This window comes from Pseudomonas sp. MCal1 (assembly GCF_026341415.1).
Lineage (GTDB): Bacteria > Pseudomonadota > Gammaproteobacteria > Pseudomonadales > Pseudomonadaceae > Aquipseudomonas.
Genome location: NZ_JAKUMP010000003.1, coordinates 426,280 through 449,108 on the forward strand (window position 1 = coordinate 426,280; position 22,829 = coordinate 449,108).

The 22,829-nt window shown below is 61.4% G+C and carries 26 protein-coding genes, 1 tRNA gene and 1 pseudogene; 15 read left to right on the top strand and 13 right to left on the bottom strand.

The window, feature by feature from the left end; translation table 11 throughout:
- Positions 1 to 68: 68 nt before the first annotated feature.
- A complete protein-coding gene (locus MKZ87_RS07960) occupies positions 69 to 1,016 on the bottom strand; it encodes a LysR family transcriptional regulator (protein WP_266200570.1) in 948 nt (315 codons plus the stop codon).
- Positions 1,017 to 1,150: 134 nt separating this feature from the next.
- Here MKZ87_RS07960 and MKZ87_RS07965 point away from each other — a divergent pair, with 134 nt between their 5' ends.
- The 6 genes and pseudogenes from MKZ87_RS07965 to leuD all read left to right on the top strand — a co-directional run bounded on the left by MKZ87_RS07965 (position 1,151) and on the right by leuD (position 5,506).
- Complete coding sequence (locus tag MKZ87_RS07965; protein ID WP_085700324.1) at positions 1,151 to 1,555, top strand: RidA family protein; 405 nt, start codon at positions 1,151 to 1,153, stop codon at positions 1,553 to 1,555.
- 78 nt (positions 1,556 to 1,633) lie between these two features.
- A complete protein-coding gene (locus MKZ87_RS07970; RefSeq protein ID WP_266200571.1) occupies positions 1,634 to 2,191 on the top strand; it encodes a helix-turn-helix domain-containing protein in 558 nt (185 codons plus the stop codon).
- Between the two features lie 85 nt (positions 2,192 to 2,276).
- Positions 2,277 to 2,834 (top strand): annotated as a pseudogene (locus tag MKZ87_RS07975) (HD domain-containing protein); the annotation flags it as partial.
- The gene (locus MKZ87_RS07980; RefSeq protein WP_256574772.1) at positions 2,832 to 3,344 is read left to right on the top strand and encodes a GNAT family N-acetyltransferase; all 513 of its coding nucleotides are present in this window, start codon (positions 2,832 to 2,834) and stop codon (positions 3,342 to 3,344) included. The pseudogene MKZ87_RS07975 and the gene MKZ87_RS07980, both read left to right, overlap by 3 nt.
- A gap of 128 nt (positions 3,345 to 3,472) precedes the next feature.
- Positions 3,473 to 4,894, top strand: coding sequence for a 3-isopropylmalate dehydratase large subunit (leuC, locus tag MKZ87_RS07985; protein WP_234204950.1), 1,422 nt, complete (start codon positions 3,473 to 3,475; stop codon positions 4,892 to 4,894).
- A 3-nt stretch (positions 4,895 to 4,897) separates the two neighbouring features.
- Complete coding sequence (gene leuD / locus MKZ87_RS07990; protein WP_085703728.1) at positions 4,898 to 5,506, top strand: 3-isopropylmalate dehydratase small subunit; 609 nt, start codon at positions 4,898 to 4,900, stop codon at positions 5,504 to 5,506.
- Positions 5,507 to 5,543: 37 nt separating this feature from the next.
- On the opposite strand, the gene MKZ87_RS07995 is transcribed toward leuD, so the two are convergent.
- Positions 5,544 to 6,461, bottom strand: coding sequence for a LysR substrate-binding domain-containing protein (locus MKZ87_RS07995; protein WP_085703727.1), 918 nt, complete (start codon positions 6,459 to 6,461; stop codon positions 5,544 to 5,546).
- A gap of 103 nt (positions 6,462 to 6,564) precedes the next feature.
- The gene (locus MKZ87_RS08000; protein WP_085703726.1) at positions 6,565 to 7,461 is read right to left on the bottom strand and encodes a glycine betaine ABC transporter substrate-binding protein; all 897 of its coding nucleotides are present in this window, start codon (positions 7,459 to 7,461) and stop codon (positions 6,565 to 6,567) included.
- Between the two features lie 206 nt (positions 7,462 to 7,667).
- Here MKZ87_RS08000 and MKZ87_RS08005 point away from each other — a divergent pair, with 206 nt between their 5' ends.
- Complete coding sequence (locus MKZ87_RS08005) at positions 7,668 to 9,704, top strand: NADH:flavin oxidoreductase (RefSeq protein ID WP_085700331.1); 2,037 nt, start codon at positions 7,668 to 7,670, stop codon at positions 9,702 to 9,704.
- A 48-nt stretch (positions 9,705 to 9,752) separates the two neighbouring features.
- Here MKZ87_RS08005 and MKZ87_RS08010 read toward each other — a convergent pair whose 3' ends face one another.
- From MKZ87_RS08010 to MKZ87_RS08020, 3 genes are all read right to left on the bottom strand, one after another.
- Positions 9,753 to 10,529 carry a pyrroline-5-carboxylate reductase family protein gene (locus tag MKZ87_RS08010; RefSeq protein WP_085703725.1) on the bottom strand — a complete coding sequence of 259 codons (777 nt, stop codon included), beginning with the start codon at positions 10,527 to 10,529 and terminating at the stop codon, positions 9,753 to 9,755.
- Positions 10,519 to 11,226, bottom strand: a complete 708-nt coding sequence (locus MKZ87_RS08015) for a TetR/AcrR family transcriptional regulator (RefSeq protein WP_085700333.1) — start codon at positions 11,224 to 11,226, stop codon at positions 10,519 to 10,521. Before MKZ87_RS08015 ends, MKZ87_RS08010 begins: the two co-directional genes overlap by 11 nt.
- Positions 11,227 to 11,342: 116 nt before the next feature.
- Positions 11,343 to 11,672 carry a hypothetical protein gene (locus MKZ87_RS08020; RefSeq protein WP_139834858.1) on the bottom strand — a complete coding sequence of 110 codons (330 nt, stop codon included), beginning with the start codon at positions 11,670 to 11,672 and terminating at the stop codon, positions 11,343 to 11,345.
- 245 nt (positions 11,673 to 11,917) lie between these two features.
- On the opposite strand from MKZ87_RS08020, the gene MKZ87_RS08025 reads away from it, so the two are divergent.
- The 6 genes from MKZ87_RS08025 to MKZ87_RS08050 all read left to right on the top strand — a co-directional run bounded on the left by MKZ87_RS08025 (position 11,918) and on the right by MKZ87_RS08050 (position 15,556).
- Positions 11,918 to 12,103 carry a DUF1843 domain-containing protein gene (locus tag MKZ87_RS08025; RefSeq protein ID WP_085700334.1) on the top strand — a complete coding sequence of 62 codons (186 nt, stop codon included), beginning with the start codon at positions 11,918 to 11,920 and terminating at the stop codon, positions 12,101 to 12,103.
- Positions 12,104 to 12,137: 34 nt separating this feature from the next.
- Entirely contained in the window at positions 12,138 to 12,764 is a 627-nt protein-coding gene (locus MKZ87_RS08030) for a DUF1842 domain-containing protein (protein WP_085703724.1), read from the top strand.
- Between the two features lie 39 nt (positions 12,765 to 12,803).
- Positions 12,804 to 13,382, top strand: coding sequence for a DUF1842 domain-containing protein (locus MKZ87_RS08035; protein WP_085700335.1), 579 nt, complete (start codon positions 12,804 to 12,806; stop codon positions 13,380 to 13,382).
- A gap of 103 nt (positions 13,383 to 13,485) precedes the next feature.
- On the top strand, positions 13,486 to 14,949 hold the full coding sequence (locus tag MKZ87_RS08040; RefSeq protein ID WP_085703723.1) for a GDL motif peptide-associated radical SAM/SPASM maturase: 1,464 nt from the start codon (positions 13,486 to 13,488) through the stop codon (positions 14,947 to 14,949).
- A 96-nt stretch (positions 14,950 to 15,045) separates the two neighbouring features.
- On the top strand, positions 15,046 to 15,252 hold the full coding sequence (locus MKZ87_RS08045) for a hypothetical protein (protein ID WP_085700337.1): 207 nt from the start codon (positions 15,046 to 15,048) through the stop codon (positions 15,250 to 15,252).
- Positions 15,253 to 15,481: 229 nt separating this feature from the next.
- Positions 15,482 to 15,556 (top strand) — tRNA-Gln (locus tag MKZ87_RS08050).
- A 264-nt stretch (positions 15,557 to 15,820) separates the two neighbouring features.
- On the opposite strand, the gene MKZ87_RS08055 is transcribed toward MKZ87_RS08050, so the two are convergent.
- Both MKZ87_RS08055 and MKZ87_RS08060 read right to left on the bottom strand, forming a co-directional pair.
- The gene (locus MKZ87_RS08055) at positions 15,821 to 16,162 is read right to left on the bottom strand and encodes a hypothetical protein (protein ID WP_085700338.1); all 342 of its coding nucleotides are present in this window, start codon (positions 16,160 to 16,162) and stop codon (positions 15,821 to 15,823) included.
- Positions 16,163 to 16,248: 86 nt separating this feature from the next.
- Positions 16,249 to 16,896 (bottom strand): ATPase, encoded by a 648-nt coding sequence (locus tag MKZ87_RS08060; protein ID WP_085700339.1) that lies wholly within the window; start codon positions 16,894 to 16,896, stop codon positions 16,249 to 16,251.
- 164 nt (positions 16,897 to 17,060) lie between these two features.
- Between MKZ87_RS08060 and MKZ87_RS08065 the strand changes: the two genes are divergently transcribed.
- Positions 17,061 to 17,306 (top strand): hypothetical protein, encoded by a 246-nt coding sequence (locus tag MKZ87_RS08065; protein ID WP_085700340.1) that lies wholly within the window; start codon positions 17,061 to 17,063, stop codon positions 17,304 to 17,306.
- Between the two features lie 51 nt (positions 17,307 to 17,357).
- Positions 17,358 to 18,389, top strand: a complete 1,032-nt coding sequence (gene ahr, locus MKZ87_RS08070) for an NADPH-dependent aldehyde reductase Ahr (RefSeq protein ID WP_085703722.1) — start codon at positions 17,358 to 17,360, stop codon at positions 18,387 to 18,389.
- A 165-nt stretch (positions 18,390 to 18,554) separates the two neighbouring features.
- Here ahr and catA read toward each other — a convergent pair whose 3' ends face one another.
- From catA to benC, 5 genes are all read right to left on the bottom strand, one after another.
- Entirely contained in the window at positions 18,555 to 19,469 is a 915-nt protein-coding gene (gene catA / locus MKZ87_RS08075; RefSeq protein ID WP_085703721.1) for a catechol 1,2-dioxygenase, read from the bottom strand.
- Positions 19,470 to 19,552: 83 nt separating this feature from the next.
- Positions 19,553 to 19,843 (bottom strand): muconolactone Delta-isomerase, encoded by a 291-nt coding sequence (catC, locus tag MKZ87_RS08080; protein ID WP_085700343.1) that lies wholly within the window; start codon positions 19,841 to 19,843, stop codon positions 19,553 to 19,555.
- An 18-nt stretch (positions 19,844 to 19,861) separates the two neighbouring features.
- Positions 19,862 to 20,983 carry a muconate cycloisomerase family protein gene (locus tag MKZ87_RS08085; RefSeq protein ID WP_266200572.1) on the bottom strand — a complete coding sequence of 374 codons (1,122 nt, stop codon included), beginning with the start codon at positions 20,981 to 20,983 and terminating at the stop codon, positions 19,862 to 19,864.
- Positions 20,984 to 21,005: 22 nt separating this feature from the next.
- Positions 21,006 to 21,767 (bottom strand): 1,6-dihydroxycyclohexa-2,4-diene-1-carboxylate dehydrogenase, encoded by a 762-nt coding sequence (locus MKZ87_RS08090; protein ID WP_266200573.1) that lies wholly within the window; start codon positions 21,765 to 21,767, stop codon positions 21,006 to 21,008.
- A gap of 27 nt (positions 21,768 to 21,794) precedes the next feature.
- Entirely contained in the window at positions 21,795 to 22,802 is a 1,008-nt protein-coding gene (gene benC, locus MKZ87_RS08095) for a benzoate 1,2-dioxygenase electron transfer component BenC (RefSeq protein WP_266200574.1), read from the bottom strand.
- Positions 22,803 to 22,829 lie beyond the last annotated feature (27 nt).

The window sequence follows — 22,829 nt, forward strand, 5'->3', positions numbered from 1 at the left end:
GCGGGTGACGCTCCATGTGTGAATAGCGGTGCATCCAGACTGTCGACTGTTGTGATTGCCGTTATTCGCTATTTATTTGACAGTCCGGGAGCGCAGCGAGCAAGTTCCGGGCCATTGGCATGCTCGGCCATCAACTCCACGATCCAATCGATAAATACCCGCAGCTTTTGGCTGATATGCCGGTTCGGCGGATACGCGACGTACAGCGGCATCGGCTCAAGATCCCAATCTTCGAACAGCGCCACCAGCTCACCCCGTGCCTCATGTTCAGCCGACATGTAGCGAGGCAGCCAAAGCACACCCAGACCGGCAAGGCCGGCCGCCAGATAGGCGTTGCCATCATCGACCGCCAGCACATGCCGGCCCTTGATCAGGAGAGACTCGTTGGCGTTGCGCAAGGCGTAAGGCACCGGTTTGCCGGTGCGCGCCCAGAGAAATCCCACCACCCGATGCTGCGTGTCTTCCAGCTCCGCCGGATGCGCAGGAGTGCCGGCGCGCGCCAGATAGCTCGGCGCCGCAAATACCCCCAGTTGCAGATCGGCAACCCGACGGGCCATCAGCGACTGATCCAGCAACTCGCCGCCGCGCACCACGCAGTCCACGTTTTCATCGATGATGTCGACGATGCGATCACTGACACCCATGTCGATCTGAATGTCCGGATAACGCCGGTGAAAGTCCGGCAACGCCGGTATCAGGATCAGGCGCGCCAGCGGGCTCGGCACATCCACCCGCAACCGCCCGCGGGGCGCCACAGAAGCCTGGTTAAGACCGGTTTCAGCATCGTCCAGGTCCGCCAGCAATCTGACAACCCGCTCGTAGTAAATAGCACCGTCAGCGGTAACGTTGACCTTGCGCGTAGTGCGGTTGAGCAACTTGACCCGCAGCCGCGCCTCCAGTTGCTGGACGAGCTGAGTCACGGTGGTCTTGCTCATGTGCAGGGTTTCGGCGGCCTTGGTGAAACTGCCCGCCTCCACGACACGGGCGAAGGCTTGCATCGCATCAAAACGGTCCATACCCCACCTCTGATAGCGGTTCGATTGTTTGGGATTTGCAAACAGTGAACGCCAAGGTTGCGCGTTTATCGTGTCAGCGCAAGCCCCTAAAGTTTCTCCATCGCAGGTTTTCAACCCATTGAAGGAGACACCTCATGACCCGTGCCCAACCAAAACGCGACGTGGTTTTCCCACCTGGACGCCATGCCCTGTACGAACGCAATCGCTATTCGCCGGCGGTTCGTTCCAACGGATTTCTGTTCGTTTCCGGCCAGGTCGGCAGCCTTGAGGACGGTTCGCCGGAACCTGATCTCAAGCAACAGGTGCGACTGGCCTTCACCAACCTCAACGCCATTCTGGGCGCGGCTGGCGGCAGTTTCGACGACGTGGTCGACGTGACGGTGTTCATGGTCGACCCGCAATCCACGTTTGAAACCATCTGGGAAGTGGTGCCGGAGTTCTGGGGTGAAGCGCCGCATCCGACCATCACAGCGGTCGGCGTGACGTGGCTATACGGGTTTCAATTCGAGATCAAGGTGATTGCCAAACTGCCGGAATGACCTGATATCGCATCGATTTGCAGCACGGGCCGACAGTCTTCAGACTGTCGGCCCGCATTCCTTCTGCGATCCATCGCCATGCCCGACATCTTGTTGAAGCCCAGCCTGCCCGGCATCGCCCTACGCCGCTGGCGCGTGCTGCACCGCGTCAAGCAGGGCCATGCCGCCGAGTTGTTCAAGGTCACTCAGTCGACCATTTCTCGCTGGGAAAGCGGCGTGCAGGCGATGGACCCGGACGCCCATCTTCAGCTCGAAAGGCTGCTCGCGGCGCGACTCGACAGCGCCGCCGATCAGGCCCTCGCGCGACTGGTCACGGACAACGCGCGCCCGGTTCACCTCGTCTGCGACCTGACCCATCGCCTGCTGGCCTGTTCGCCGGCTCGCGCCGCACAGTTCGCCAGCCCGCTGAGCGATCTGCTGGGGCAGTCGCTGTGGCGTTTTGCGACAGTGGAAATCCGGCACAAGGAATCCTTGCTGGATGACGCCGGTTGGCGAGAAGTCCAGGCGCCGCCGGCTCTGGAATTTCTGACGGGCAGCAATGACTCCGCCCTCGTACCGATCCAGCCGGGCCTCTGCCGCTGGACGCGGATCGCCCTCTCCGACGGCACCGCCGCACGGCTGGTGGAAACGCTGTAGGCCATCCGCCGCATATTTTATGCGTGGACGATAAACGAGGCCGGGCCTAGGCTTTGAGCCCTGCTCTCTTTATCCCGGCCACCGTATGAACCTCGAAAAAATCAAGGGACGCCTCGACTTCCTGCGCGAAGCGGAACGGCTCAAGGACGTCCTCAGAAGCGCCCACACTTCTTCCGGACGCAGCGAAAGCACCGCCGAACACAGCTGGCGCCTGTGCCTGATGGCGATCGTGTTCGCCAACGACCTGGCCGGGCTCGACGTGCTGAAAGTCCTGAAGATGTGCGTCATCCACGACCTCGGCGAAGCCATCAACGGTGACATTCCGGCGGTCGATCAAGCCGGTTTTCCCGACAAGGGCGAACAGGAGCGCAACGACTTGCTGCTGCTCACCCGCTCTCTGGACGACGCGTTGAGAAACGAAATCCTCGCGCTCTGGGACGACTACGAAAACGCCCGTTCTCCCGAAGCCAAAGCCGTGAAGGCCCTCGACAAGCTGGAAACACTTTTACAACACACGCAAGGGAAGAATCCGCCAGACTTCGACTATGGCTTCAACCTGGCCTACGGCAAGCAATACACCAATGCCGATCCGCTGTTCGAAACCCTTCGAACCCTGATCGACCGCGATACCCGAGAGCGCATGAACACAAACATCACAATCCGCAACGAACACCCCGAAGACATCGACGCCATCGCCCGAATCACCGAGGCCGCGTTCCAGCACGAAGAACACTCCAGCCACACCGAACAATTCATCGTCAACGCCTTGCGCCACGCCGGCCAGCTCAGCGTTTCGCTGGTGGCAGTGGAGAACGACACGGTGGTCGGCCATGTGGCCATTTCACCGGTGACGATTTCCTCCGGCACTCAAGGCTGGTATGGCCTGGGCCCAATCTCCGTGTGCCCGACCCGCCAGCAGCAAGGCATCGGTTCGGCGCTGATGAAAGCTTCGCTGGCGGAGTTGCAGCGTATTGGCGGCGTTGGCTGCGTGGTACTGGGTGATCCGGGCTATTACGGACGTTTTGGCTTCAAGGCCCATGCCGGTCTGGAGTTGCCGGGGATTCCGGCGGAGTACTTTCAGGCGTTGGCGTTTGGCGGGGAGTTGCCGGTGGGCGTGGTGAAATATCACGAGGCGTTCGAGGCTACCGAGTAGCGCCCCATCGCTTTTGATTGCTCACATTTCGTGGTCTATGGCTTCACCAAAGCGCTCTTGATGCCGTTTCGGCGATCAATGACTCTGTCCGTACGTTGTTTTTGCACTGACAGAAAAGAGCCAACGCCATGCCCAGCCCCAGAACCCTGTATCAGAAGCACATCGACAGTCACACCGTCTGCACCCTCGACGATCAGGGCCACGTGCTGCTTTACATCGACCGCCAGGTCGCCAACGAATACACCAGCCCGCAAGCCTTCAGCGGATTGCGCGAGTCCGGGCGCGATGTCTGGCGACCTGCTGCGACACTGGCGGTGGTCGATCATGTGAATCCCACCGCACCGAAACGCATCGCGACCATGCCTGACGCCGGGGGCGCGCGGCAGGTGTCGTACTTCGAAGAAAACTGCCGCGACTTCGGCATCGAACTGTTCGATGTACTGGACAAACGCCAGGGCATCGAACACGTGGTGGCGCCGGAACAAGGCTTCATTTTGCCGGGCATGGTGGTCGCGGCCGGTGACAGCCACACCACCACTTACGGCGCACTGGGCGCGTTCGGTTTTGGTATCGGTACTTCGGAAATCGAGCACCTGCTGGCGACACAGACTCTGGTTTACAAACGCCTGAAAACCCTGCGGGTGATGGTCAACGGTGAGCTGGCCGAAGGCGTCACGTCCAAGGACATCATCATGGCGCTGATCGAAAAGATCGGCGCGTCCGGCGCCACCGGTTACGCCATCGAATTCACCGGCCCGACCATCAGCGCCCTCAGCGTCGAGGCGCGCATGACCATCTGCAACATGGCCGTCGAAGCCGGCGCCCGAGGTGCATTCATGGCGCCCGATGACAAGGTGTTCGCGTATCTGCAACTGAAGCCGCGTGCGCCCAAGGGCAAGATCTGGGAACAGGCCGTCGAGCGCTGGAAAACCCTGCACAGCGATCATGGCGCGGTGTTTGATCGTGAAGTCAGCCTCGACGTCGCCGCGCTGGAGCCGATGGTGACCTGGGGCACCAGCCCCGATCAGGCCTCACCGGTCAGCGGACACGTGCCGGACCCGGCCTCGCAGCCCGATCCGATCCTGCGTCAGGGCCTGCAGCGCGCCCTCGACTACATGGGACTGAAACCCGGCATGCCGCTGAACGAAGTGACGATCAGCCATGCCTTCATCGGCTCCTGCACCAATGCGCGGATCGAAGACTTGCGTGACGTTGCCCGCGTGGTGCGCGGCAAGCGTGTGGCGGCCCACGTGCGGGCGATGATCGTTCCCGGCTCGACGCTGGTGCGCAATCAGGCCGAGGACGAGGGCCTGGCGCAGATCTTTCTCGACGCCGGTTTCGAATGGCGGCAATCAGGCTGCTCGATGTGCCTGGCGATGAACGATGACGTGCTCGCGCCGGGTGATCGCTGTGCGTCGAGCACCAATCGCAACTTCGAAGGCCGTCAGGGCGCCGGTGCGCGCACCCACCTGATGAGCCCGGCAATGGTCGCAGCGGCGGCCATCACCGGTCATTTGACTGACGTGCGCAGCGTCGCGCTGGAGGCTTGAACCATGCAACCTTTCGACACTGTCAGCGGCAGCGCCGCGCCGTTTCTTGCGTCCAACATCGACACCGACGTGATCATGCCCAAGCAGTTTCTCAAGGGCATCGATCGTCGGGGGCTGGATCGCGGGTTGTTCTTCGATCTGCGCTTTCTCGCTTCCGGCGAACCCAACCCTGAATTCGTGCTCAACCAACCGGCCTGGCAAGACGCGGCGTTTCTGGTGACCGGCCCCAACTTCGGCTGCGGTTCCAGCCGCGAACATGCGGTGTGGGGCTTGAAGCAAGTCGGCATCCGGGCCTTGATCGGCACCTCGTTCGCCGGAATTTTCTACGACAACTGCCAGCGTAATGGCGTGTTGGCGATTCAGCTCGACGAGGCTCGATTCAAGCGACTTGCCGATGTCATCAGCGACCCGGCGACCGCACAGATCAGCGTGGACTTGCCCCGACAGACGATCCGGCTGGCAGACGGCACAGAGGTCACGTTCGAGATCGATCAGTTGCGCAAGCAATCACTGCTGCTGGGACTGGACGCCATCGGCACCACGCTGCAACGCACCGAGCAGATCCGCGCCTTTGAAGCGCGGCATCTGGCGGACAATCCCTGGCTGCGCTGAACACAAAAAACGGGCGACTCACTTGAGTCGCCCGTTTTCATTCCACAGACAAATCGCGGAAGTACTCTTCCAGAAATTCCACGCACACCCGCAATTTCGCCGACTCACTGAGCCGCACCGGATAGACCGCCCAGACGTTGGCGCTTTGGGTGTACTCCTCCAGCACCTGCACCAGCCGCCCTTGCTCGAGCATCGGTTTGACGTCCCACATCGAGCGCAACAGAATCCCGCCGCCGCTCAAGGCCCACTCCAGCACGATTTCGCCGCTGTTGGAGGACAGCGGGCCATTGACGCGCACCGTCTCCTCTTGCCCGTCCTTGCTCAGGGCCCAGATACCGAACGCGTTGTTACGTTCCTTGAGTACCAGACAATCGTGGTCTTTCAGGTCTTCAAGGGATTGCGGCGTGCCCCGGCGTTCAAGGTATTCGGGCGTGGCGCACAGCACGCGCCGGTTACTGACCAGTTTGCGTGCGATGTGCTGACCCGGCACGTCGTCCCCGACGAGGATTTCAAGATCAAAGCCCTCGCCCACCAGATCGACCACGCGGTCGAATACGTCCAGCCGGATATCGAGTTTCGGGCACGTTCGAGACAACTGGCTGATCGCGGGCGCCACATGATTACGGCCGAAACCGAAGCTGCTGCAAATGTGCAGCGACCCCGCCGGTTGATGCCGGGCCTGGGAAATCTCGCCGAGGAACTGATCGAAATCTCCCAGCAGTTTCTCGGCCCAAATCCGCACCCGCTCACCGTCGTCGGTCAGCGCGATGCGCCGGGTGGTGCGGTGCAGCAGTTTGCTCGCCAGCGTGGTTTCCAACACCGAGATGCGTTTGCTGACATAGGCCGGTGAGAAGCCCAACTCATCGGCGGCGCTGGCAAAGCCGTTCTTGCGGATGACGGTAAGGAAGACCCTGAGGTCTTCTGGCAGGGGAAACTGGTCACGATTCGTGTTCATAGGCCGGTCGCCCTCGCTGTTTGTCGCACATTTTGCGAAGGATAACATCGAATCAACGCCTCGCCAGCCGGGGCCCGGCGTGGGCTGAGCCCCGGCGCCGTGATCAGGGTTGTCGAGTACTGGCGGTTTGCGTGCCCGGCTCGAACATTGCTTCGAACCGCGATTTGTTAGCCGCGTAATAGGCCGCGACCGCCTGGTCCGATGAGGTCTGGCGTGCCTGCATCATCAAGGTTTCCAGATCTGCCTGCGGGATCGAGTAGTGAGCGAAAAAGTACGCCACCTGCGGATATTCCTGGCTGAACCCCTTGCGCGCCATCGCATGGATCTGCTCGGCACCACCGAAAATCTGCTTCGGATCATCCAGGTAGCGCAACGACCATTTGGAGAACATCCAGTGCGGGCTCCAGGCATTGACCAGTGACCATTTGTCCCGCTTCAGGTTGCGATCCAGCTCATTGAGCATGCCGCTTTCCGAAGACGCCACCAGTTTGTAGCCATCTAGCTTGTACTCCTCGATCGCCTTGACCGTGAGCTTGTACTGGCCGTTGCCCACCTCCGAGGTGAGGATCTTGCCTTCGAGTTTTTCCTTTACTTGCGGCTTGTTCAGATCCTCGACACTGGCCACTTCACTGATCGGCACCGAGGTCGGGACGGCCATGCCGATCCGCCCTTCATACAGCACGCCGAGGTCTTCGAGGCGATCTTTGTATTTGTCGTAGAACGCCTTGTGGGTACTCGGCAACCAGACCATCGGGATCAGGTCGATATTGCCGTTGGCCAAGGCCTGAAACTGAATGCCGATATCGGCCATCACCAGTTTCACCGGTTGTTTGAGGTGATCCTGAAGCGCGGCGCTGGCGAGTTTGACAGTGATTTCGGTGTCCGACCAGTTGACCCAGCCAATGCGCACGGGTGCAGGTTCGGCGGCCTGGGCCTGTGCAGCGAACGTGGCCAGAATCAGGGCGAAAAGCGTATTTCGATAAGGCGAATGAGCGTTCATCAAGCGTCTTCCTGTGGAGGTGGGATCGGCAGGTATGTCTCAATCTGGACGGCCTTGCGGTTGAGGCGTCTGGCGCAATCCTATGCCTGGCCGAAGCACCGCGCAAGCAAAATGTACACATGTGTCAACCATGATTGACACGCCTGTACAGTTGACCTAATTTCAAGTCGCCGAGCCTGATCAAGCCCACCCCGGAGCGCATTACCATGTCCAGCGATCCCCTGTTGCAGCCTTACAAAATCAAGAACCTGACGCTCAGAAACCGGATCATTACCACCGCTCACGAACCGGCCTACCCGGTAGACGGCATGCCCAAGGATTTGTATCGCGCCTACCACGTCGAACGTGCCAAGGCTGGTGTCGCGCTGACCATGACGGCCGGTTCCGCCGCCGTTTCCAGGGACAGCCCGCCGGTGTTCAACAACGTGCTCGCCTACCAGGATGAGGTGGTGAAGTGGCTCAAAGACCTGACCGACGAATGCCACGAGCATGGCGCGGCGGTGATGATCCAGTTGACGCATCTGGGCCGCCGCACCCGCTGGGACAAGGCCGACTGGTTGCCAGTGGTTTCGCCGTCGCACCATCGCGAAGCGGCGCACCGTTCCTTCCCGAAGAAAATGGAAGACTGGGATATCCAACGCATCATCAAGGACTATGTGGACGCCGCCGAGCGGATGCATGCTGCCGGCATGGACGGTCTGGAGTTGCAAGCCTACGGGCATCTGATGGACCAGTTCTGGTCACCCTTGACCAACGAACTCGACGGGCCGTACGGCGGCTCGCTGGAAAACCGCATGCGCTTCACCTTCGATATTCTGCGCGGGATTCGTCAGCGGGTCGGCGAGGACTTCCTGCTGGGCGTGCGCTACACCGGCGATGAAGGCTTGCCCGGTGGCTTCGATGCCAGCGAGGGTTTGCAGATTTCTCACCTGCTGAAAGACAGCGGGCTGGTGGATTTTCTCAATGTCGTACGCGGCCACATCGACACCGATGCGGGCCTGACCGATGTCATTCCGATCCAGGGCATGCGCAATTCGCCGCACCTGGATTTTGCCGGTGAAATCCGCGCGGCCACCGGTTTCCCGACCTTCCATGCGGCGAAAATCCCTGACGTCGCCACCGCTCGCCATGCCATCGCCTCAGGCAAGGTCGATATGGTTGGCATGACCCGGGCGCACATGACCGATCCGCATATCGTGCGCAAGATCATCGAAAAACGTGAGGACGATATCCGTCCCTGCGTCGGCGCCAACTATTGCCTGGACCGCATCTACCAGGGCGGCGCCGCTTACTGCATCCACAACCCGGCGACCGGCCGGGAAACCACCATGCCCCACGAAATTCCCAAGGCCGCACGCAAACGCAAGGTGCTGGTGATCGGCACCGGCCCTGCGGGACTTGAAGCCGCGCGGGTCGCGGGTGAACGCGGTCATGACGTTACGGTGCTGGAAGCGGCGGATCGCCCCGGCGGGCAGATCCGTCTGTCCGCCCTCAGCGAACGGCGGCGGGAGATGATCAGCATCATCGACTGGCGCATGGCGCAGTGCGAACGTCTGGGCGTGAAGTTTCACTTCAACACCTGGGCCGAAGCCGACACGGTGCTGCAGCATGAACCGGATCTGGTGATTGTCGCCACCGGCGGTCTGCCCCACACGGACGTGCTGAGTGCCGGCAACGACCTGGTGGTTTCAACCTGGGACATCATCGCCGGTGACATCAAACCGGGCCGGCATGTCTTGATCTATGACGATGCCGGCGACCACGCTGCGCTACAGGCTGCCGAGGTCATCGCCGCCAGCGGTGCGAGTGTCGAAATCGTCACCCCCGATCGCAGTTTTGCTCCGGAAGTCATGGCGATGAATCTGGTGCCTTACATGCGCAGCCTGCAGGATCTGGATGTCACCTTTACCGTCACTTATCGCGTCGATTCGGTCGAGCGCCGCGACGGGCGCCTGGTGGCAACGCTCGGCAGTGATTACGGTACGGTGCACAAGCAGCGGGTGGTGGATCAGGTGGTGGTCAATCACGGCACGATTCCGCTGGATGATCTGTATTTCGACCTGCGCGCGCATTCGAGCAACGGCGGCGCGGTGGAACAACACAACCTGATTGCCGGCAAGGCTCAGGACATCGTCACTCACCCGCAGGGACGTTTTCAGCTGTTCAGGATTGGTGACGCCGTGGCCGCACGCAACACCCATGCGGCCATTTACGACGCGTTACGGCTGATGAAAGACCTTTGAAACCGGCCTTCCCTCCTGTTGCGGGAGGGAAGTTGCCGTATCGACCAACTACAGGCCGCGCCGGGCAACCTGGGCGCCGGCCTGTATGGCTCGTCCCACAATGTCTTCGATGTTCTGAACGGTCATCGACTGCAACGCTGCCGCCGTGACGCCGCGATAAGCCATCAAGGCATCCAGCAGAGCTTGCGGTTCCCGCTCGGCCAATAGTTGACCGCCGCCCACCACCACCGCCCGTGCCGCCCGCTGCGCAATCCGTGCGGGAATGCCGGCCGCTTCGGCCTGACTGGCGAGCGCAGCGCACAGCAGCGCCGGAAACGCCGGCCCGGTGCCGGACAACGCGCTCAGATAATCGATGCAGTCTTCATCGGGCACCTCGTCCGCCGTGCCCACGCACTCGAACAATCGCTGCAACCAGTCGCGCTCCTCGTCGGCCAGGGAGCCGGCCACGAACCACGGTGTATAGGATTGGCGGATATCCACCGCCGCGTTCGGCATGGCCCGCACCACCACTCGCGCGCCTGTCGCGGCACTGAGGGCGGACGCTGAAATGCCAGCCATCAGCGATACCACCGGTTTGCCCCGCGCATCGATCTGCAACTCGCGAAACTGCTCGGGCCGCACAGACAGCATGACGATATCGCTGCGGTCGACCAGAGACTGGTTGTCACTCAACACGCGCACTCCCGGCGCAACATCAGCACTGCCCGAACGGTTAGAGATCAGCAGCTCGCTCGGCCTGATGAACCCCGGAGCCAGCAACGACTCGGCAATCGCCTTTCCCAGCCAGCCCGTGCCGCCGATGATTCCCAGCGTTCTATTGGTCATCGGGCAGCGCCTCTTCGAAGGTTTCCACCAGAGGGACAAACACCCCCGGCTCCGTCTCGGCATAGCCGAACTGACCGAAAAACCGATCCAGTTCGCGTCGTTTTGGGGACTTTCCGGTGAACACGGTGACGTACTGCGGGATTCGCCGGAATCGCACGATCACGTCTTCGGTGGTTTTCATCGAGATGTAGCCGATCTGCGTCAGATAGATCGTCCGGGCGCGGGCATCGGCCGCCCCTGGCTCGTAACCGAAACGGCGAAACATCGCGGCCAGCGCATTGATCCGCGCGTCGTCGGCCAGCGCGATTTGCGCGGCGACTTCATCCGATTGCAACGCCCAGCTGCGCACTGCGAATTCAAACTGCGAATCGAACAACGCGGGGTTCAGCCAGCACTCGAAAACATTGAGGATCGCCTCGGACACGCTTTCGGCATAACGCTCGCACTGCCCCACCAGCCCACCCGTGTTCTTGTCCCGCCAACGGGCCAGCAGCGCCGCGAGCAGTTGCTCTCGATCTTCGTAGAACCAGTAGAAGCTGGTGCGCGACAGGTTCAGGCGCTTGGCCAGCGGCATCACCCTGACTGCGTCGACTCCGGATTCCTTCAAAGCCTCATACGCGGCGTCCAGCCAGACGTCCACGGAACCGCGCCATCCTGAATCCTGAGCCTTGTTTTTTGTCCGTCCTGCCTGCGTCATTGCAATGCACCTGTCTTTGAGACTTTGACCGGACTTTACACGCGCCGTACACGCAATGTACATCGGCGTACATTTTTCATTTCCGAACGCGCTTCAGCGCCCATGTCGATCTTGTTTCAATCGCTTGAAAGCGCCGCCGAAAGGCCGACCGAGCCTGCGCCAGAATTCCTGCGTTGAACAGAAATGACCGTTCGGCGCTTTTTCTGGCAGCCCTGCAAAAACGGGTCTAGGGTTGCGTGGCTGGCAAAATGCTGGCCATTTGGCAAACGTCGCTCGACGAGCGCCATCAGCAGCACTGGAAGAAAAATCAGGGATGGTTTTTGTGCTTGCGCGGGTATTGCACTCTTGAAGAGTGAACGACCTATCCCTGTGTTTCGTTGCTTTCTATCAAGGACAGAAAGATGACCAACGTACAGGCGAGATTCCCCCGATTGCCCCACCGGCAACCCCCTTCATTGACGCCCGAAGCCAGGCCTGACGGTTTTGGCTGACGATCTGGGCCGGCGTTGCGGCGCCGTCCCTGCGCGAACCCTGTTTACGGATTGATCAGATCCCGACGGATCAGGCTGTCACGTCCCCGAGAATCCCGGTTGCCGGTGATTGCGGCCGATGTCGTTCGCCTGCCTGTCAGGAAAGGCGCCCCTTCTGCGCAAGGGGTCGAGCGGCAAACACCCACGAGGAAGGCCTCGATATGACTGGTTCAAATCACAACATCCCGCCCTACGGCGTCGCCATCCAGAGCGCGATCACCGGCGGCGATCTGCAGAAGATGAAGACTTTGTTGAAGCAGCGCGATTCAACGAAGCCGGAAGCGAAGGAGCTACAAACCGCGTACGAAAACCTGGCCAAAGAAGTTTCCAGACTGGAAAAACCCTAAGGCCATTTCCCACATTGCAATGGAGGCAATCAACATGTCAGCTACTCAGCAAAATGTCGGCTTGTTCCCGGTGAGCTACCGGATCGGTACGGGTCAGCCAGGGGCGCAGAGCCTTGCGCTGAACCTGCTGGTGTCCACGCCGCAGCAGCATGTCACCGGCAACGCCGCCGTGACTCAGGCGACCAATCCGCCGCTCGATATCGACTCGGACGTCTGGGGCGAATACACCTACATGACGGTGATGAAGCCCGGTGTCAGCAAGATCCTGATCACCGCCCAGGGCAACCATGGCGGACCCGGCTCCAACTCGATCATCAACTTCAAGATCCACCTGGTGGTTGGCACCGACTGGCGCGAAGGCGTGGCCAACTATGAGTACTTCGACGGCCAGCGCTGGCACGAACTGAACAACGTGCCGGCGCATCTGGTGGAGGTGCCTTCGAAAGTGCTTCAGCCGTTCAATCCCGGCCCGGTGATCGAGCCGCACAAACCGGTTCTGCCGCTGTATGCCGCGCCGATTCAGGGCGCCATCGCCAGCGGAGATCTGGCGCAGATGAAAAGCCTGTCCGCGCAGGCCAGGCAGCAGCTGGAGCAACTGCCGCTGTTGCGCAAAGCGGTGGACGACGCCAACAAAGAAATCAGCCGCGTGCAAAGTCGCTGATCGGCTAATGGAACCATTACTTTCACAAGGAGCAGCATCATGTCGATCGGACTTTTTCACACCCGCCTCATCGCCAGTAACTCACTGCTGGGCGCCCCGGTTCTGACCCTCGATATCGTGGTCGATACCGTTCGCAAAAAAGTCAGCGGAACCGCGAGCGTGTTCCAGAGCACCTGGCCACCGGTGAATTTCCATGCCCGGGTCTGGGGCGACTACTCCGAGGCCAGGCTGACGCCATCCACCGAGACCTACATCATTCTCACACTTGATGGCAGCCCGAGCGGCCCGCTGAGTCAGATTGCCCAGACCTTCCACCTCAAGGGCATCCTGAACGACTGGACCAGCGGTTTTATCGATTACCGCTACAACGACGGCGGCCAGTGGCAGGACGTGCGGCACGTCGCCGTGCATCAGGCACCGAGCGTCGAGCCTCTTCCGCCCGAGCATCATGTCCAGCCGCTGTACGCCGTGGCCGTGCAAACGGCGAAGGAAAGCGGTGATCTGGCGCAGTTGAAAGTCGCGGTGCAGCAAGGCGAACAACAGCTGGCCCACGAGGGTGCCTTGCGCAGTGCCCTTGAACAGCTGAATGCGGAAATCGCGCGACTGGAAGCGCGCTAAGTCGTACGGCCCGGGGGCGGTCACGGGTGACCGCCCCCGGTCTTCCAGCCAATCGAGGTCAGTCCAATCGTGCCGCGCACAGGCCCGTGCGCAAGGATCTCCCATGACAGACAACCGCCCTGCCCGCTACCTCAGCGACACCGATCTCAAACGCTACGTGCCGGTGCACGTGGTCTGGGAAATCACCCTCGCCTGCGACCTCAAGTGTCTGCATTGCGGCTCCCGCGCGGGGCATCGGCGCCCCGATGAACTCAACACCCGCGAATGCCTCGACGTGATCGATTCCCTCGCCGCCCTGGGCACCCGCGAGATCACCCTGATCGGCGGCGAAGCCTATCTGCGCAAGGACTGGACGCAACTGATCCGCGCCATCCACGACCACGGCATGTACTGCGCGATCCAGACCGGTGGACGCAATCTGACCCCGGCGAAGATGCAGGCAGCGGTCGAAGCGGGGCTCAACGGGGTCGGCATTTCCCTGGACGGACTCGCGCCGCTGCACGACAAGGTGCGCAACGTACCCGGCTCGTTCGACAAGGCTGTCGATACCCTGCGCCGGGCCAAGGCGTCAGGGCTGGCCGTCAGCGTCAACACCCAGATCGGCGCGGCCACGTTGCCGGATCTGCCGGAACTGATGGACACCATCATCGAGCTCGGCGCCACCCATTGGCAGATCCAGATCACGGTGGCCATGGGCAACGCCGTCGACCATCCTGAGTTGTTGCTCCAGCCGTACAAGCTGCTGGAAGTGATGCCGCTACTCGCCCGGTTGTACCGCGAAGGACTGGATCGCGGCCTGCTGATGAACGTCGGCAACAACATCGGTTATTACGGCCCTTACGAACATCTGTGGCGCGGCTTCGGCGACGAACGCGTTCACTGGAGCGGCTGCGCGGCCGGCCAGACCGTGCTGGCGCTGGAAGCGGACGGCACGGTTAAAGGTTGCCCGTCACTGGCGACCGTCGGGTTTTCCGGCGGCAACGTGCGCAACATGAGCCTGCACGACATCTGGCACTACAGCGAAGGCATGCACTTCGGCCGCCTGCGTTCGGTCGATGACCTGTGGGGTTACTGCCGAAGCTGCTATTACAACGACGTCTGCCGGGGCGGCTGCACCTGGACGTCGCATTCGCTGCTGGGCAAACCCGGCAACAATCCTTACTGCCATTACCGAACCCTGGAATTGCAAAAGCAGGGTTTGCGCGAGCGCATCGTCAAAGTCGAAGACGCCGCCCAGCGCTCGTTTGCGGTCGGACGTTTTGACCTGATCACCGAACGCATCGACACCGGCGAAAAAGTCAGCAGCGTCAGCGACAGCGGGCAAGTGATCAAGCTCGCCTGGATCAATCAGGGCCAGTCCTCCCCCGAGGAAGGACGCCTGCCGACGCAACTGGCCCTGTGCCGCGACTGCCTGCAATACATCCACCCGCACGAATCGATCTGCCCGCACTGCCATGCCGATGTCGCCGCCGCCGAGGCCCGGCACCTGACCGACCGGGCGCGTCAGCAGGCGATCATGAAGACGCTGACCGGTTTGCTGGCGGGAATGCCGAGTTCGGTGAGCTGAGACGGCAGCGGCTGCCGTTCGCCCGGTTGCCGCTAAAAATCTCGAACTCGCCCGGTGGCGCTGTATCCAACATTTAAGCCAACGGAGGTCAGCGCCATGAACAACGACAGCAAAGCCCCACCCACTGATACGTCCGGCAAACCGGTCAATGTGGTGAAACGCGATCTTGAGGATCGGGACGACGCCACCCGCGGCGTGGATGAGGTCATCACGCCCTCATCGACCCGCACCAAGGAGCAGGACGCGGAGGAGTTGCAACGCAAGGTCGACGAAATCGAACGCAAGGTTGCGGACGGCAACTGATCGGTTCGTCGAGGCAGGTTTTCGCCAGGTTTTCGGGCTACAGCGCTCGCGCCAGTTTTGATGGCGCTCGCTGAAAAGCCCGAAAAACCTGAGCGGCGATGCCGTCCGGGAAATAAGTAGCTGTTTTCCATGAAATTTATCTGTTTCAGGGGTTCACAGATCGAAAGAGCGCTGGTAAAGTGCCGCCCACTGTTGCAGAGGTCCTCCCGGGACTGAAACCAATAGCTACAGGGGCGTCGCCAAGCGGTAAGGCAGCAGGTTTTGATCCTGCCATGCGTTGGTTCGAATCCAGCCGCCCCTGCCATTTTTTCCTCGTTTCACCCTCTCCAGTTCCCTCTCGTTTTTTCGTTATCGATCCTTTCCTGTTTGCATGTGCACCTGGCGTATTTCTTCACGCCCGAACAATCAATAAATCGCCGCTTTCATCAGCCCTCGCGTTTCGTTTGCAGAGCTGATGAAAGCGGCGATTTTTTTTGGGCAAAAAAAATGCCCCGCAAGGTGCGGGGCAAAGAATTGGTTGGTTGCGGCCAACCAAAGGAGCATCTTCAAAAGCGTTAACCGACAGGCGTTACAGGCACTCCTGGGCAGCCCGTTCAAAACTCGACGGCAGGAAACTCGACGCCAGCAAGTGGCGCTCATACAAAAACACTTTGCCGCCGTCCTGTGCCTTGTAGGCTTCCAGCACGTTGTCCGCCGCCACCTTGCTCGGCACCACGATCCGGTAGCTGCGCTGGGTCTGCGACACCGTCGGGTTCAGCGCGCTGCCCTGCAGTTTCGGCACCACGCATTCGGCGTACTGGGCAGGCGTCTTGTGCGTCTGCAGGGTCAACGTCGGGTCGTTCGGCGCGGAGGCGCAAGCGGTCAGCAACAAAGTGGCGCAGGCCATGACAGGGATAACAAAGGTACGCATGGAAAAAATCCTGAAAATAAAAGGTTCGGTTCTTCGGCAACGTTCAGTGTCACGGGCACTGACGTTGCCGTTTTTGATCAAGGGGTTCAGCCTGCACTCACCAGGGCCTTGAGCGAGTCATCGAACTGTTTCAAGGCGCTCAGTTGCAGGTCGCGCTGCTGTTCGATCCCGGCAGCGATTTCAGGCGCTGCCTTGTTGTGTACCCACACCGACGGCAGTTGCTTCTCCACCGCGCCTTCAGCCTTGCCGATGTATTGCAGGTTGGCGTCGTAGAAGCGTGCGGCGAACCGCGCTTCGACCTGACTGTTGCGTTGGGTCAGCAAGCGGTTGTGAGTGTCGAGCATCACCACTACGTCCGGATGGGCCTGCACCAGCGCATCGAGGCTGTCATAGACGGTTACCGAGAGAAATTGCTGTTGCAGCGAACTCATCAGCCAGTCGATGGCCAGCTCCGGATCGGAGCTGTCGACGAAGGCGTCACGAATCCGCGCATCGAGCGCATCCTTGGCGCCGTTCACCGCCACATCGTGGTAACGCTCGAGGTATTGCAGGTTGTCCAGAGTGTTTTCGCTGTACAGCACACCGACGGTTTGCGAGTGCTGCAGCGCGGCGCTGCTGGCGGCGACGGGCAGAAAATGGCACGACTGGGCATCATCTGCATAAGCCGGGGCTACGGTAGCGGCCACCCCGCCCATCAGCAGGGCGACTACAGCCAGTCGGGTCAAAGTCTTCATCGCGCAAATTCCTTCAGCGGCGTGTTCGATGGAGGCGATTTTCCGCCCATCGGCGCCAAAGCAGAACTTGCGTTTCTTGATGGTCACTATTACTTGAAGCAATAGTTGAACCGCATGCAGACTGCGCCACACTCAATCACAACGAAAACAGATGAGGATTACCCGTGCGAACCTTTGACCTGATCCGCGATGCCGTCCTGCCCGAGTTCCGCGACCGGGTGGCCGAATACCTGGTCGAATACGAAACCGTACTGAGCCAGTCAGCGGACAATTCAGAGTCGGTACAAGCCGTGGCCAATCAGTTGCGCGGTTATCTGCGCGGCCTCAATACCACCCGAGTGCTGGGCATGGCGGACTGGGAAGAGCTGGACCGGCGCGTGCTGAACACCTGGCTAGCGCCCGCTCGATGACACGCTAGACTCTTCAGGCTGCGCCCGCAGCGCCAGACCTGGAGGTGTCCCATGAGCAATAACACCGAACCCACGACATTCACCGGCTGGGCCGCCACCTCGGCCGGCGCGCCGCTGGAGCGCTTCAGTTACGACCCCGGCCCGCTGGGGGACGAAGAAGTCGAAGTCGCCGTGGAATATTGCGGCGTCTGCCATTCCGACCAGTCGCTGATCGACAACGACTGGGGCATCAGCCAATACCCCTTCATTCCCGGCCATGAAGTGGTCGGCCGCATCGTGCGCACCGGCCCGCAGGTGCGCGGTCTGGAAATCGGTCAGCGCGTGGGAATCGGCTGGTACAAGGGCAGCTGCATGCATTGCTCGTCCTGCATCGGTGGTTCCCATCACCTGTGCGCCACCGCAAAACCGACGATTATCGGCAGCCACGGCGGTTTCGCCGATCGGCTGCGCACGCATTGGGCCTGGGCGCTGAAACTGCCGGACAACCTCGACCCGGCACTCGCCGGTCCGCTGTTCTGCGCCGGCTCCACGGTCTTCAATCCGCTGGTGGAATTCGACATCAAGCCGACCGACCGGGTCGGCGTGGTGGGCATCGGCGGCCTCGGCCATCTGGCACTGCGATTTCTCAATGCCTGGGGTTGCGATGTCACCGCGTTCACCTCTTCCCTGAGCAAACAGGACGAAGCCAAACGCCTCGGCGCCCACAAGGTCGTCGCTTCCACCGACAGCGAGGCGCTGAAAGCGATTGCCGGCACCCTGGACTTTCTGCTGATCACCGCCAACGCCAACCTTGACTGGACGGCCATGCTCGCCACCCTGCGCGGCAAGGGGCGGCTGCACTTCGTCGGCATCGTGCCCGACGCGATTCCTGTGCATGTGTTCAACCTCATCCCTCAACAGAAATCCCTGTCAGCCTCCCCGGTCGGCTCGCCCGCCACCGCAGCGACCATGCTTGAGTTCTGCGCGCGGCATCAGATCCTGCCGCAGGTCGAGGAATTTCCGATGAGCAAGGTCAATGAAGCTGTTGACCATCTGCGCAGCGGCAAGGCGCGATACCGGATTGTGTTGAACGCCAGCAAATGAACCCAAAGGCGCGTGAGCCAAAAACTCACGCGCCTTTTTTGCCTGAGAAACACCTTCAAGCCCGTGCAGATCTGAGCTTTCGAACTTATTCCATAAGCGCAGCACCTGCCGATTTAGCATTACGTTTTTCAGAAGAGAGGGAGCCATGGGCTCCCTTTCCTGCCTTCAGACGTCCTGCAATGCCCTCGGGCGCTGGCTGCGCTGTTCAGCCAGCGCATCAGGCGCCTGCTGCAACTGGAAGTCGAATTTCAGTTCGGCTCGGCGTCCCGCTGCATCCTCCAGAAACTCGACCTCCCCGACCAACCCTTCCCGGGTCGCGTACGCGAAGTCATCCCACAGGTATTTGTCCCCCGACAGATTGATCTGCGTCGTCAGGTGTCGATGCCCCGGTGCAGAAATGAAGAAGTGAATGTGAGCCGGGCGCTGGCCGTGGCGGCCGAGCAGGTTCAGGCATTCCTGGGTCGGGCCTTGCGGGTCGCAGCCGTAACCGGATGGCACGATGCTGCGGGCGCGATAGCGGCCTTCGGCGTCGGTGATGATCCGCCGACGCAGGTTGTACTCGGACTGGCTCTGATCGAAGAACGAATAGGTGCCCCTGGTGTTGGCGTGCCACAGGTCGACCGTGGCGCCGACGAGCGGCTGACCCTGCGGGTCGAACACCTGGCCTTCGAGCAACATCAGCGTGGCGACGCCCTCTTCGCGGCCGTCGTCCATCCGGCATTCACCTTCGTAGAGTGGCGCGCCGGCCACGTACAACGGGCCTTCGATGGTGCGCGGCGTGCCGCCGGTCAAGCCGATCTGCGCATCCTTGGCGTCCTGCAGCAGGTCGAGGAAATGCTCCAGACCGAGGCCGGCCACCAGCAGCCCGGCCTCCGAGCGGCCACCCAGACGGTTGAGGTAGTCGACGGCTTTCCAGAATTCGTCTTCGTTGATCTCGAGGTCTTCGATGATCCGGGCGGTGTCCTGCAACACCCGCAGGACGATGGTTTTCAAGCGTGAGCTGCCGCCATCGTTGGCAAAACCGGCGGCTTGTTCGAAGAACTTTTGCAGTTCGGCAGTGTGGGCAATCTTCACGGTCATGGTGTTCACCTCATCTTGTTGTTGTGTTTACTCAGCTCTCTCGGATCAACCACAGGTTTCAGCGGTGGATTCATTTTTTGGGCTCAGCGGTCGTCGGCGTGGATCGACGAGGGATGGCGGCAGAGGCCGTCGATTTCGATTTCCATGTAGGGAAACAGCGGCAGCAGCATCAGGGTGTTGTGCAAGGCTTCGACGCTCGGAACGTCGAACACGCTGTAATTGGCGTAGTGCCCGGCGATGCGCCAGAGGTGGCGCCACTGGCCTTCGCGTTGCAGGCGCTGGGCGAGTTCCTTCTCGTCGGCCTTGAGCCGGGTGGCAACGGCCGGGTCCATGTCGGCGGGCAACTTCACGGTCATTTTTACGTGGAACAGCATGGCGTTCTCCTTGGGGAATCAATGCCGGCGAAAACGCGCCAGACGCTCTTCATCCAGCGCGAGGCCCAGGCCCGGGGTGCGTGGAATGTGCAGGTGGAAGTCGCGGTATTGCGGGCGCTCGGTGACGATGTCTTCGGTCAGCAACAGCGGGCCGAACAGCTCGGTGTCCCAGGTCAGTTGCCTGAGGGTGAGGAAAGCGTGGGCCGAGGCCAAAGTGCCGACGGAACCCTCAAGCATCGTGCCGCCGTACAAAGCGATGCCGGCGGCTTCGGCGATTTGCGCGGTGCGCAACACGGCGCCCGGGCCACCGTTCTTGGCAATTTTCAGGGCGAATACGCTGGCGGCGCCGTCGGCGGCGAGGCTGAACGCGTCCTCGACGCTTTCAATCGATTCGTCGGCCATGATCGGCGCCGGGCTGCGCTGGTTCAGGCGAATCTGCCCGGAGCGGTTGACCCGCGAGATCGGCTGTTCGATCAGGTCGATGCCGTTGTCGCCGAGCATCTGACAGCCACGAATCGCCTGCGACTCGTCCCAGTACTGGTTGACGTCGACCCGCACACTGGCGCGTTCGCCCAGGGCTTTTTTGATCGCCACGACGTGTTTGAGATCCTGCTCCAGCGGGTTGGCGCCGATCTTCAACTTGAAGATCCGGTGCCGCCGCGCTTCCAGCATTTGTTCGGCTTCGGCGATATCGCGGACGGTGTCGCCGCTGGCCAGGGTCCAGGCCACTTCGAGGCTGTCGCGGACCCGGCCACCGAGCAGTTCGCTTACGGGCAGGCCGAGGCGTTTGCCTTGGGCGTCGAGCAAAGCGCTCTCGATGCCGGACTTGGCGAAGGTGTTGCCCTTGGCGATCTTGTCGAGTTTCTGCATCGCGGCGTTGATGTTGTCTGCGTCCATGCCGATCAGCGCCGGCGCCAGGTGCGCGTCGATGTTGGCCTTGATGCTTTCCGGGCTTTCGTAGCCGTAGGCCAGGCCGCCGATGGTGGTGGCCTCGCCGATGCCTTCGATACCGTCGCTGCAACGCAGGCGCAGGATCACCAGCGTCTGGTTCTGCATCGTGTGCATCGCCAGTTTGTGCGGGCGGATGGTTGGCAGGTCGACGATGATCGCCGACAGGTTTTCAATCAGGATCCGGTTCATTTCAGTGTCCAATCAAGCGTGATCAACCAAGGTCACCGCCGCCGACCGGCAGGGTCACGCCGGTGATGTAGGAGGCGTCGTCCGAGGCGAGAAACAGGATCGCGCCGACCTGTTCATCAATGGTTCCGTAGCGTTTCATCAGGCTGCTATCGAGGGTTTGCGCGACGATTTCCTGGTACCAGGCCTGTTCCTGCGCGGACTGTTCGGCGGTGTTGCGCGGAATGCGCCGGGGCGGCGCTTCGGTGCCGCCGGGCGCGGTGGCGTTGACCCGGATCCCGCGCTCGGCGTTTTCAAAGGCCAGGCAGGCAGTCAGTGCATTGATCCCACCTTTGGCCGCGCCATACGGAACGCGGTTCAGGCTGCGGGTAGCAATCGACGACACATTGACGATCGCGCCGCGTCCCTGCTTGAGCATGTATGGCAACGCGGCGTGGCAGCACCACAGCGTCGGGAACAACGAGCGGCGCACTTCGGCCTCGATCTGCTCGACTTCGTAATGCTCGAACGGCTTGGCCCAAATGGTGCCGCCGACGTTATTGACCAGCACATCCAGACGCCCGAACGCATCGATGGCGGCGTTCATCACCCGGGCGCAATCGGCGTATTGCTCAAGATCGGCGGTCAGCGACAGCACGCCCTCGCCCTGCAGTTCGTGAACCAGCCCGGAGCGGTCGACGGCGATGACCTGCGCGCCCTCCTCCAGCAAGCGCTCGCACACCCGGCGACCGATGCCCTGCGCCGCGCCGGTGACCAGCGCGACCTTGTTGGCGAATCTGTTGTTCATGACAACCTCGCAATTCAGAAAGAAGACTCAGGCTGCCGCGAATTTCTCGTAGTAGAAGTTCGCCGGCGTGATGCCCTGCTCGCGGATGTACTGGCTGACCGCCTCGACCATGGGCGGCGGGCCGCACAGGTACACGTCGACATCGCCTTCGTTGAGGTGGCGCGGCTCGATGTGCTGGGTGACGTAGCCCTTGAGCGGGTGCTGGCTCTGCGGATTGGCCACGCAGGCGCCGAAGCTGAAATTCGGAATCCGCGCAGCGAAGGCTTCGAGGCGGTCGAGTTCCACCAGATCGAAATCGTTGGTCACGCCGTAGATCAGGTGAACCGGGTGCTCGCTGCCCTGCTCGGCGATCTTCTCCAACATCGCCGTGAATGGCGCCAGCCCGGTGCCGCCGGCCAACAGCAACAGCGGCCGCTTGATCTCGCGCAGGTAGAAACTGCCCAGCGGCCCGGCCAGATTCAGGCTGTCGCCAGCCTTGGCCAGCCCGGTCAGGAAACTGCTCATCAAGCCGCCGGGGACATTGCGGATCAGGAAACTGACCTCGCCGTTCTTCTGCAACGAGCTGAAGGAATAGGCGCGCGATTGCTCACTGCCCGGCACTTGCAGGTTGACGTATTGCCCCGGCAGGAATGCCAGTTTGCTCAGGGACTCACCCTTGAGCGACAGCGCGATGGTGCTTTCGGAGAGCTGACGAACATCGCTGATCGCCGCCTGATAACTCGCCTGCCCGGTCTTGCAGACCTGCGAGCCCACCGGCACCCGCACCACGCAATCGCTTTCGGCGCGCATCTGGCAAGTCAGGACGTAACCCTGGGCCAGTTCGTCTTCACTCAAGGCGTCTTCGATGAAGTTGTCGCCCATGTCGTATCGCCCGGCCTCGGCGAAACACTTGCAGGTGCCGCAGGCGCCGTCGCGGCAGTCCAGCGGAATGTTGATGCCCTGGCGGTAGGCCGCGTCGGCAACGGTTTCGTGGCCCGTGGCCTCGATGAAACGGGTGATCCCGTCTTCGAAATTCAGTGCGATCTGGAAACTCATGGTGCACCTCGCTCACAGCGTCGAGCC

Excerpts from the sequence above, each read along its gene's own strand:
- MKZ87_RS07960 (WP_266200570.1), bottom strand. The coding sequence starts at position 1,016 with ATGGACCGTTTTGATGCGATGCAAGCCTTCGCCCGTGTCGTGGAGGCG.
- MKZ87_RS07965 (WP_085700324.1), top strand. The coding sequence starts at position 1,151 with ATGACCCGTGCCCAACCAAAACGCGACGTGGTTTTCCCACCTGGACGC.
- MKZ87_RS07970 (WP_266200571.1), top strand. The coding sequence starts at position 1,634 with ATGCCCGACATCTTGTTGAAGCCCAGCCTGCCCGGCATCGCCCTACGC.
- MKZ87_RS07980 (WP_256574772.1), top strand. The coding sequence starts at position 2,832 with ATGAACACAAACATCACAATCCGCAACGAACACCCCGAAGACATCGAC.
- leuC (WP_234204950.1), top strand. The coding sequence starts at position 3,473 with ATGCCCAGCCCCAGAACCCTGTATCAGAAGCACATCGACAGTCACACC.
- leuD (WP_085703728.1), top strand. The coding sequence starts at position 4,898 with ATGCAACCTTTCGACACTGTCAGCGGCAGCGCCGCGCCGTTTCTTGCG.
- MKZ87_RS07995 (WP_085703727.1), bottom strand. The coding sequence starts at position 6,461 with ATGAACACGAATCGTGACCAGTTTCCCCTGCCAGAAGACCTCAGGGTC.
- MKZ87_RS08000 (WP_085703726.1), bottom strand. The coding sequence starts at position 7,461 with ATGAACGCTCATTCGCCTTATCGAAATACGCTTTTCGCCCTGATTCTG.
- MKZ87_RS08005 (WP_085700331.1), top strand. The coding sequence starts at position 7,668 with ATGTCCAGCGATCCCCTGTTGCAGCCTTACAAAATCAAGAACCTGACG.
- MKZ87_RS08010 (WP_085703725.1), bottom strand. The coding sequence starts at position 10,529 with ATGACCAATAGAACGCTGGGAATCATCGGCGGCACGGGCTGGCTGGGA.
- MKZ87_RS08015 (WP_085700333.1), bottom strand. The coding sequence starts at position 11,226 with ATGACGCAGGCAGGACGGACAAAAAACAAGGCTCAGGATTCAGGATGG.
- MKZ87_RS08025 (WP_085700334.1), top strand. The coding sequence starts at position 11,918 with ATGACTGGTTCAAATCACAACATCCCGCCCTACGGCGTCGCCATCCAG.
- MKZ87_RS08030 (WP_085703724.1), top strand. The coding sequence starts at position 12,138 with ATGTCAGCTACTCAGCAAAATGTCGGCTTGTTCCCGGTGAGCTACCGG.
- MKZ87_RS08035 (WP_085700335.1), top strand. The coding sequence starts at position 12,804 with ATGTCGATCGGACTTTTTCACACCCGCCTCATCGCCAGTAACTCACTG.
- MKZ87_RS08040 (WP_085703723.1), top strand. The coding sequence starts at position 13,486 with ATGACAGACAACCGCCCTGCCCGCTACCTCAGCGACACCGATCTCAAA.
- MKZ87_RS08045 (WP_085700337.1), top strand. The coding sequence starts at position 15,046 with ATGAACAACGACAGCAAAGCCCCACCCACTGATACGTCCGGCAAACCG.
- MKZ87_RS08055 (WP_085700338.1), bottom strand. The coding sequence starts at position 16,162 with ATGCGTACCTTTGTTATCCCTGTCATGGCCTGCGCCACTTTGTTGCTG.
- MKZ87_RS08060 (WP_085700339.1), bottom strand. The coding sequence starts at position 16,896 with ATGAAGACTTTGACCCGACTGGCTGTAGTCGCCCTGCTGATGGGCGGG.
- ahr (WP_085703722.1), top strand. The coding sequence starts at position 17,358 with ATGAGCAATAACACCGAACCCACGACATTCACCGGCTGGGCCGCCACC.
- catA (WP_085703721.1), bottom strand. The coding sequence starts at position 19,469 with ATGACCGTGAAGATTGCCCACACTGCCGAACTGCAAAAGTTCTTCGAA.
- catC (WP_085700343.1), bottom strand. The coding sequence starts at position 19,843 with ATGCTGTTCCACGTAAAAATGACCGTGAAGTTGCCCGCCGACATGGAC.
- MKZ87_RS08085 (WP_266200572.1), bottom strand. The coding sequence starts at position 20,983 with ATGAACCGGATCCTGATTGAAAACCTGTCGGCGATCATCGTCGACCTG.
- MKZ87_RS08090 (WP_266200573.1), bottom strand. The coding sequence starts at position 21,767 with ATGAACAACAGATTCGCCAACAAGGTCGCGCTGGTCACCGGCGCGGCG.
- benC (WP_266200574.1), bottom strand. The coding sequence starts at position 22,802 with ATGAGTTTCCAGATCGCACTGAATTTCGAAGACGGGATCACCCGTTTC.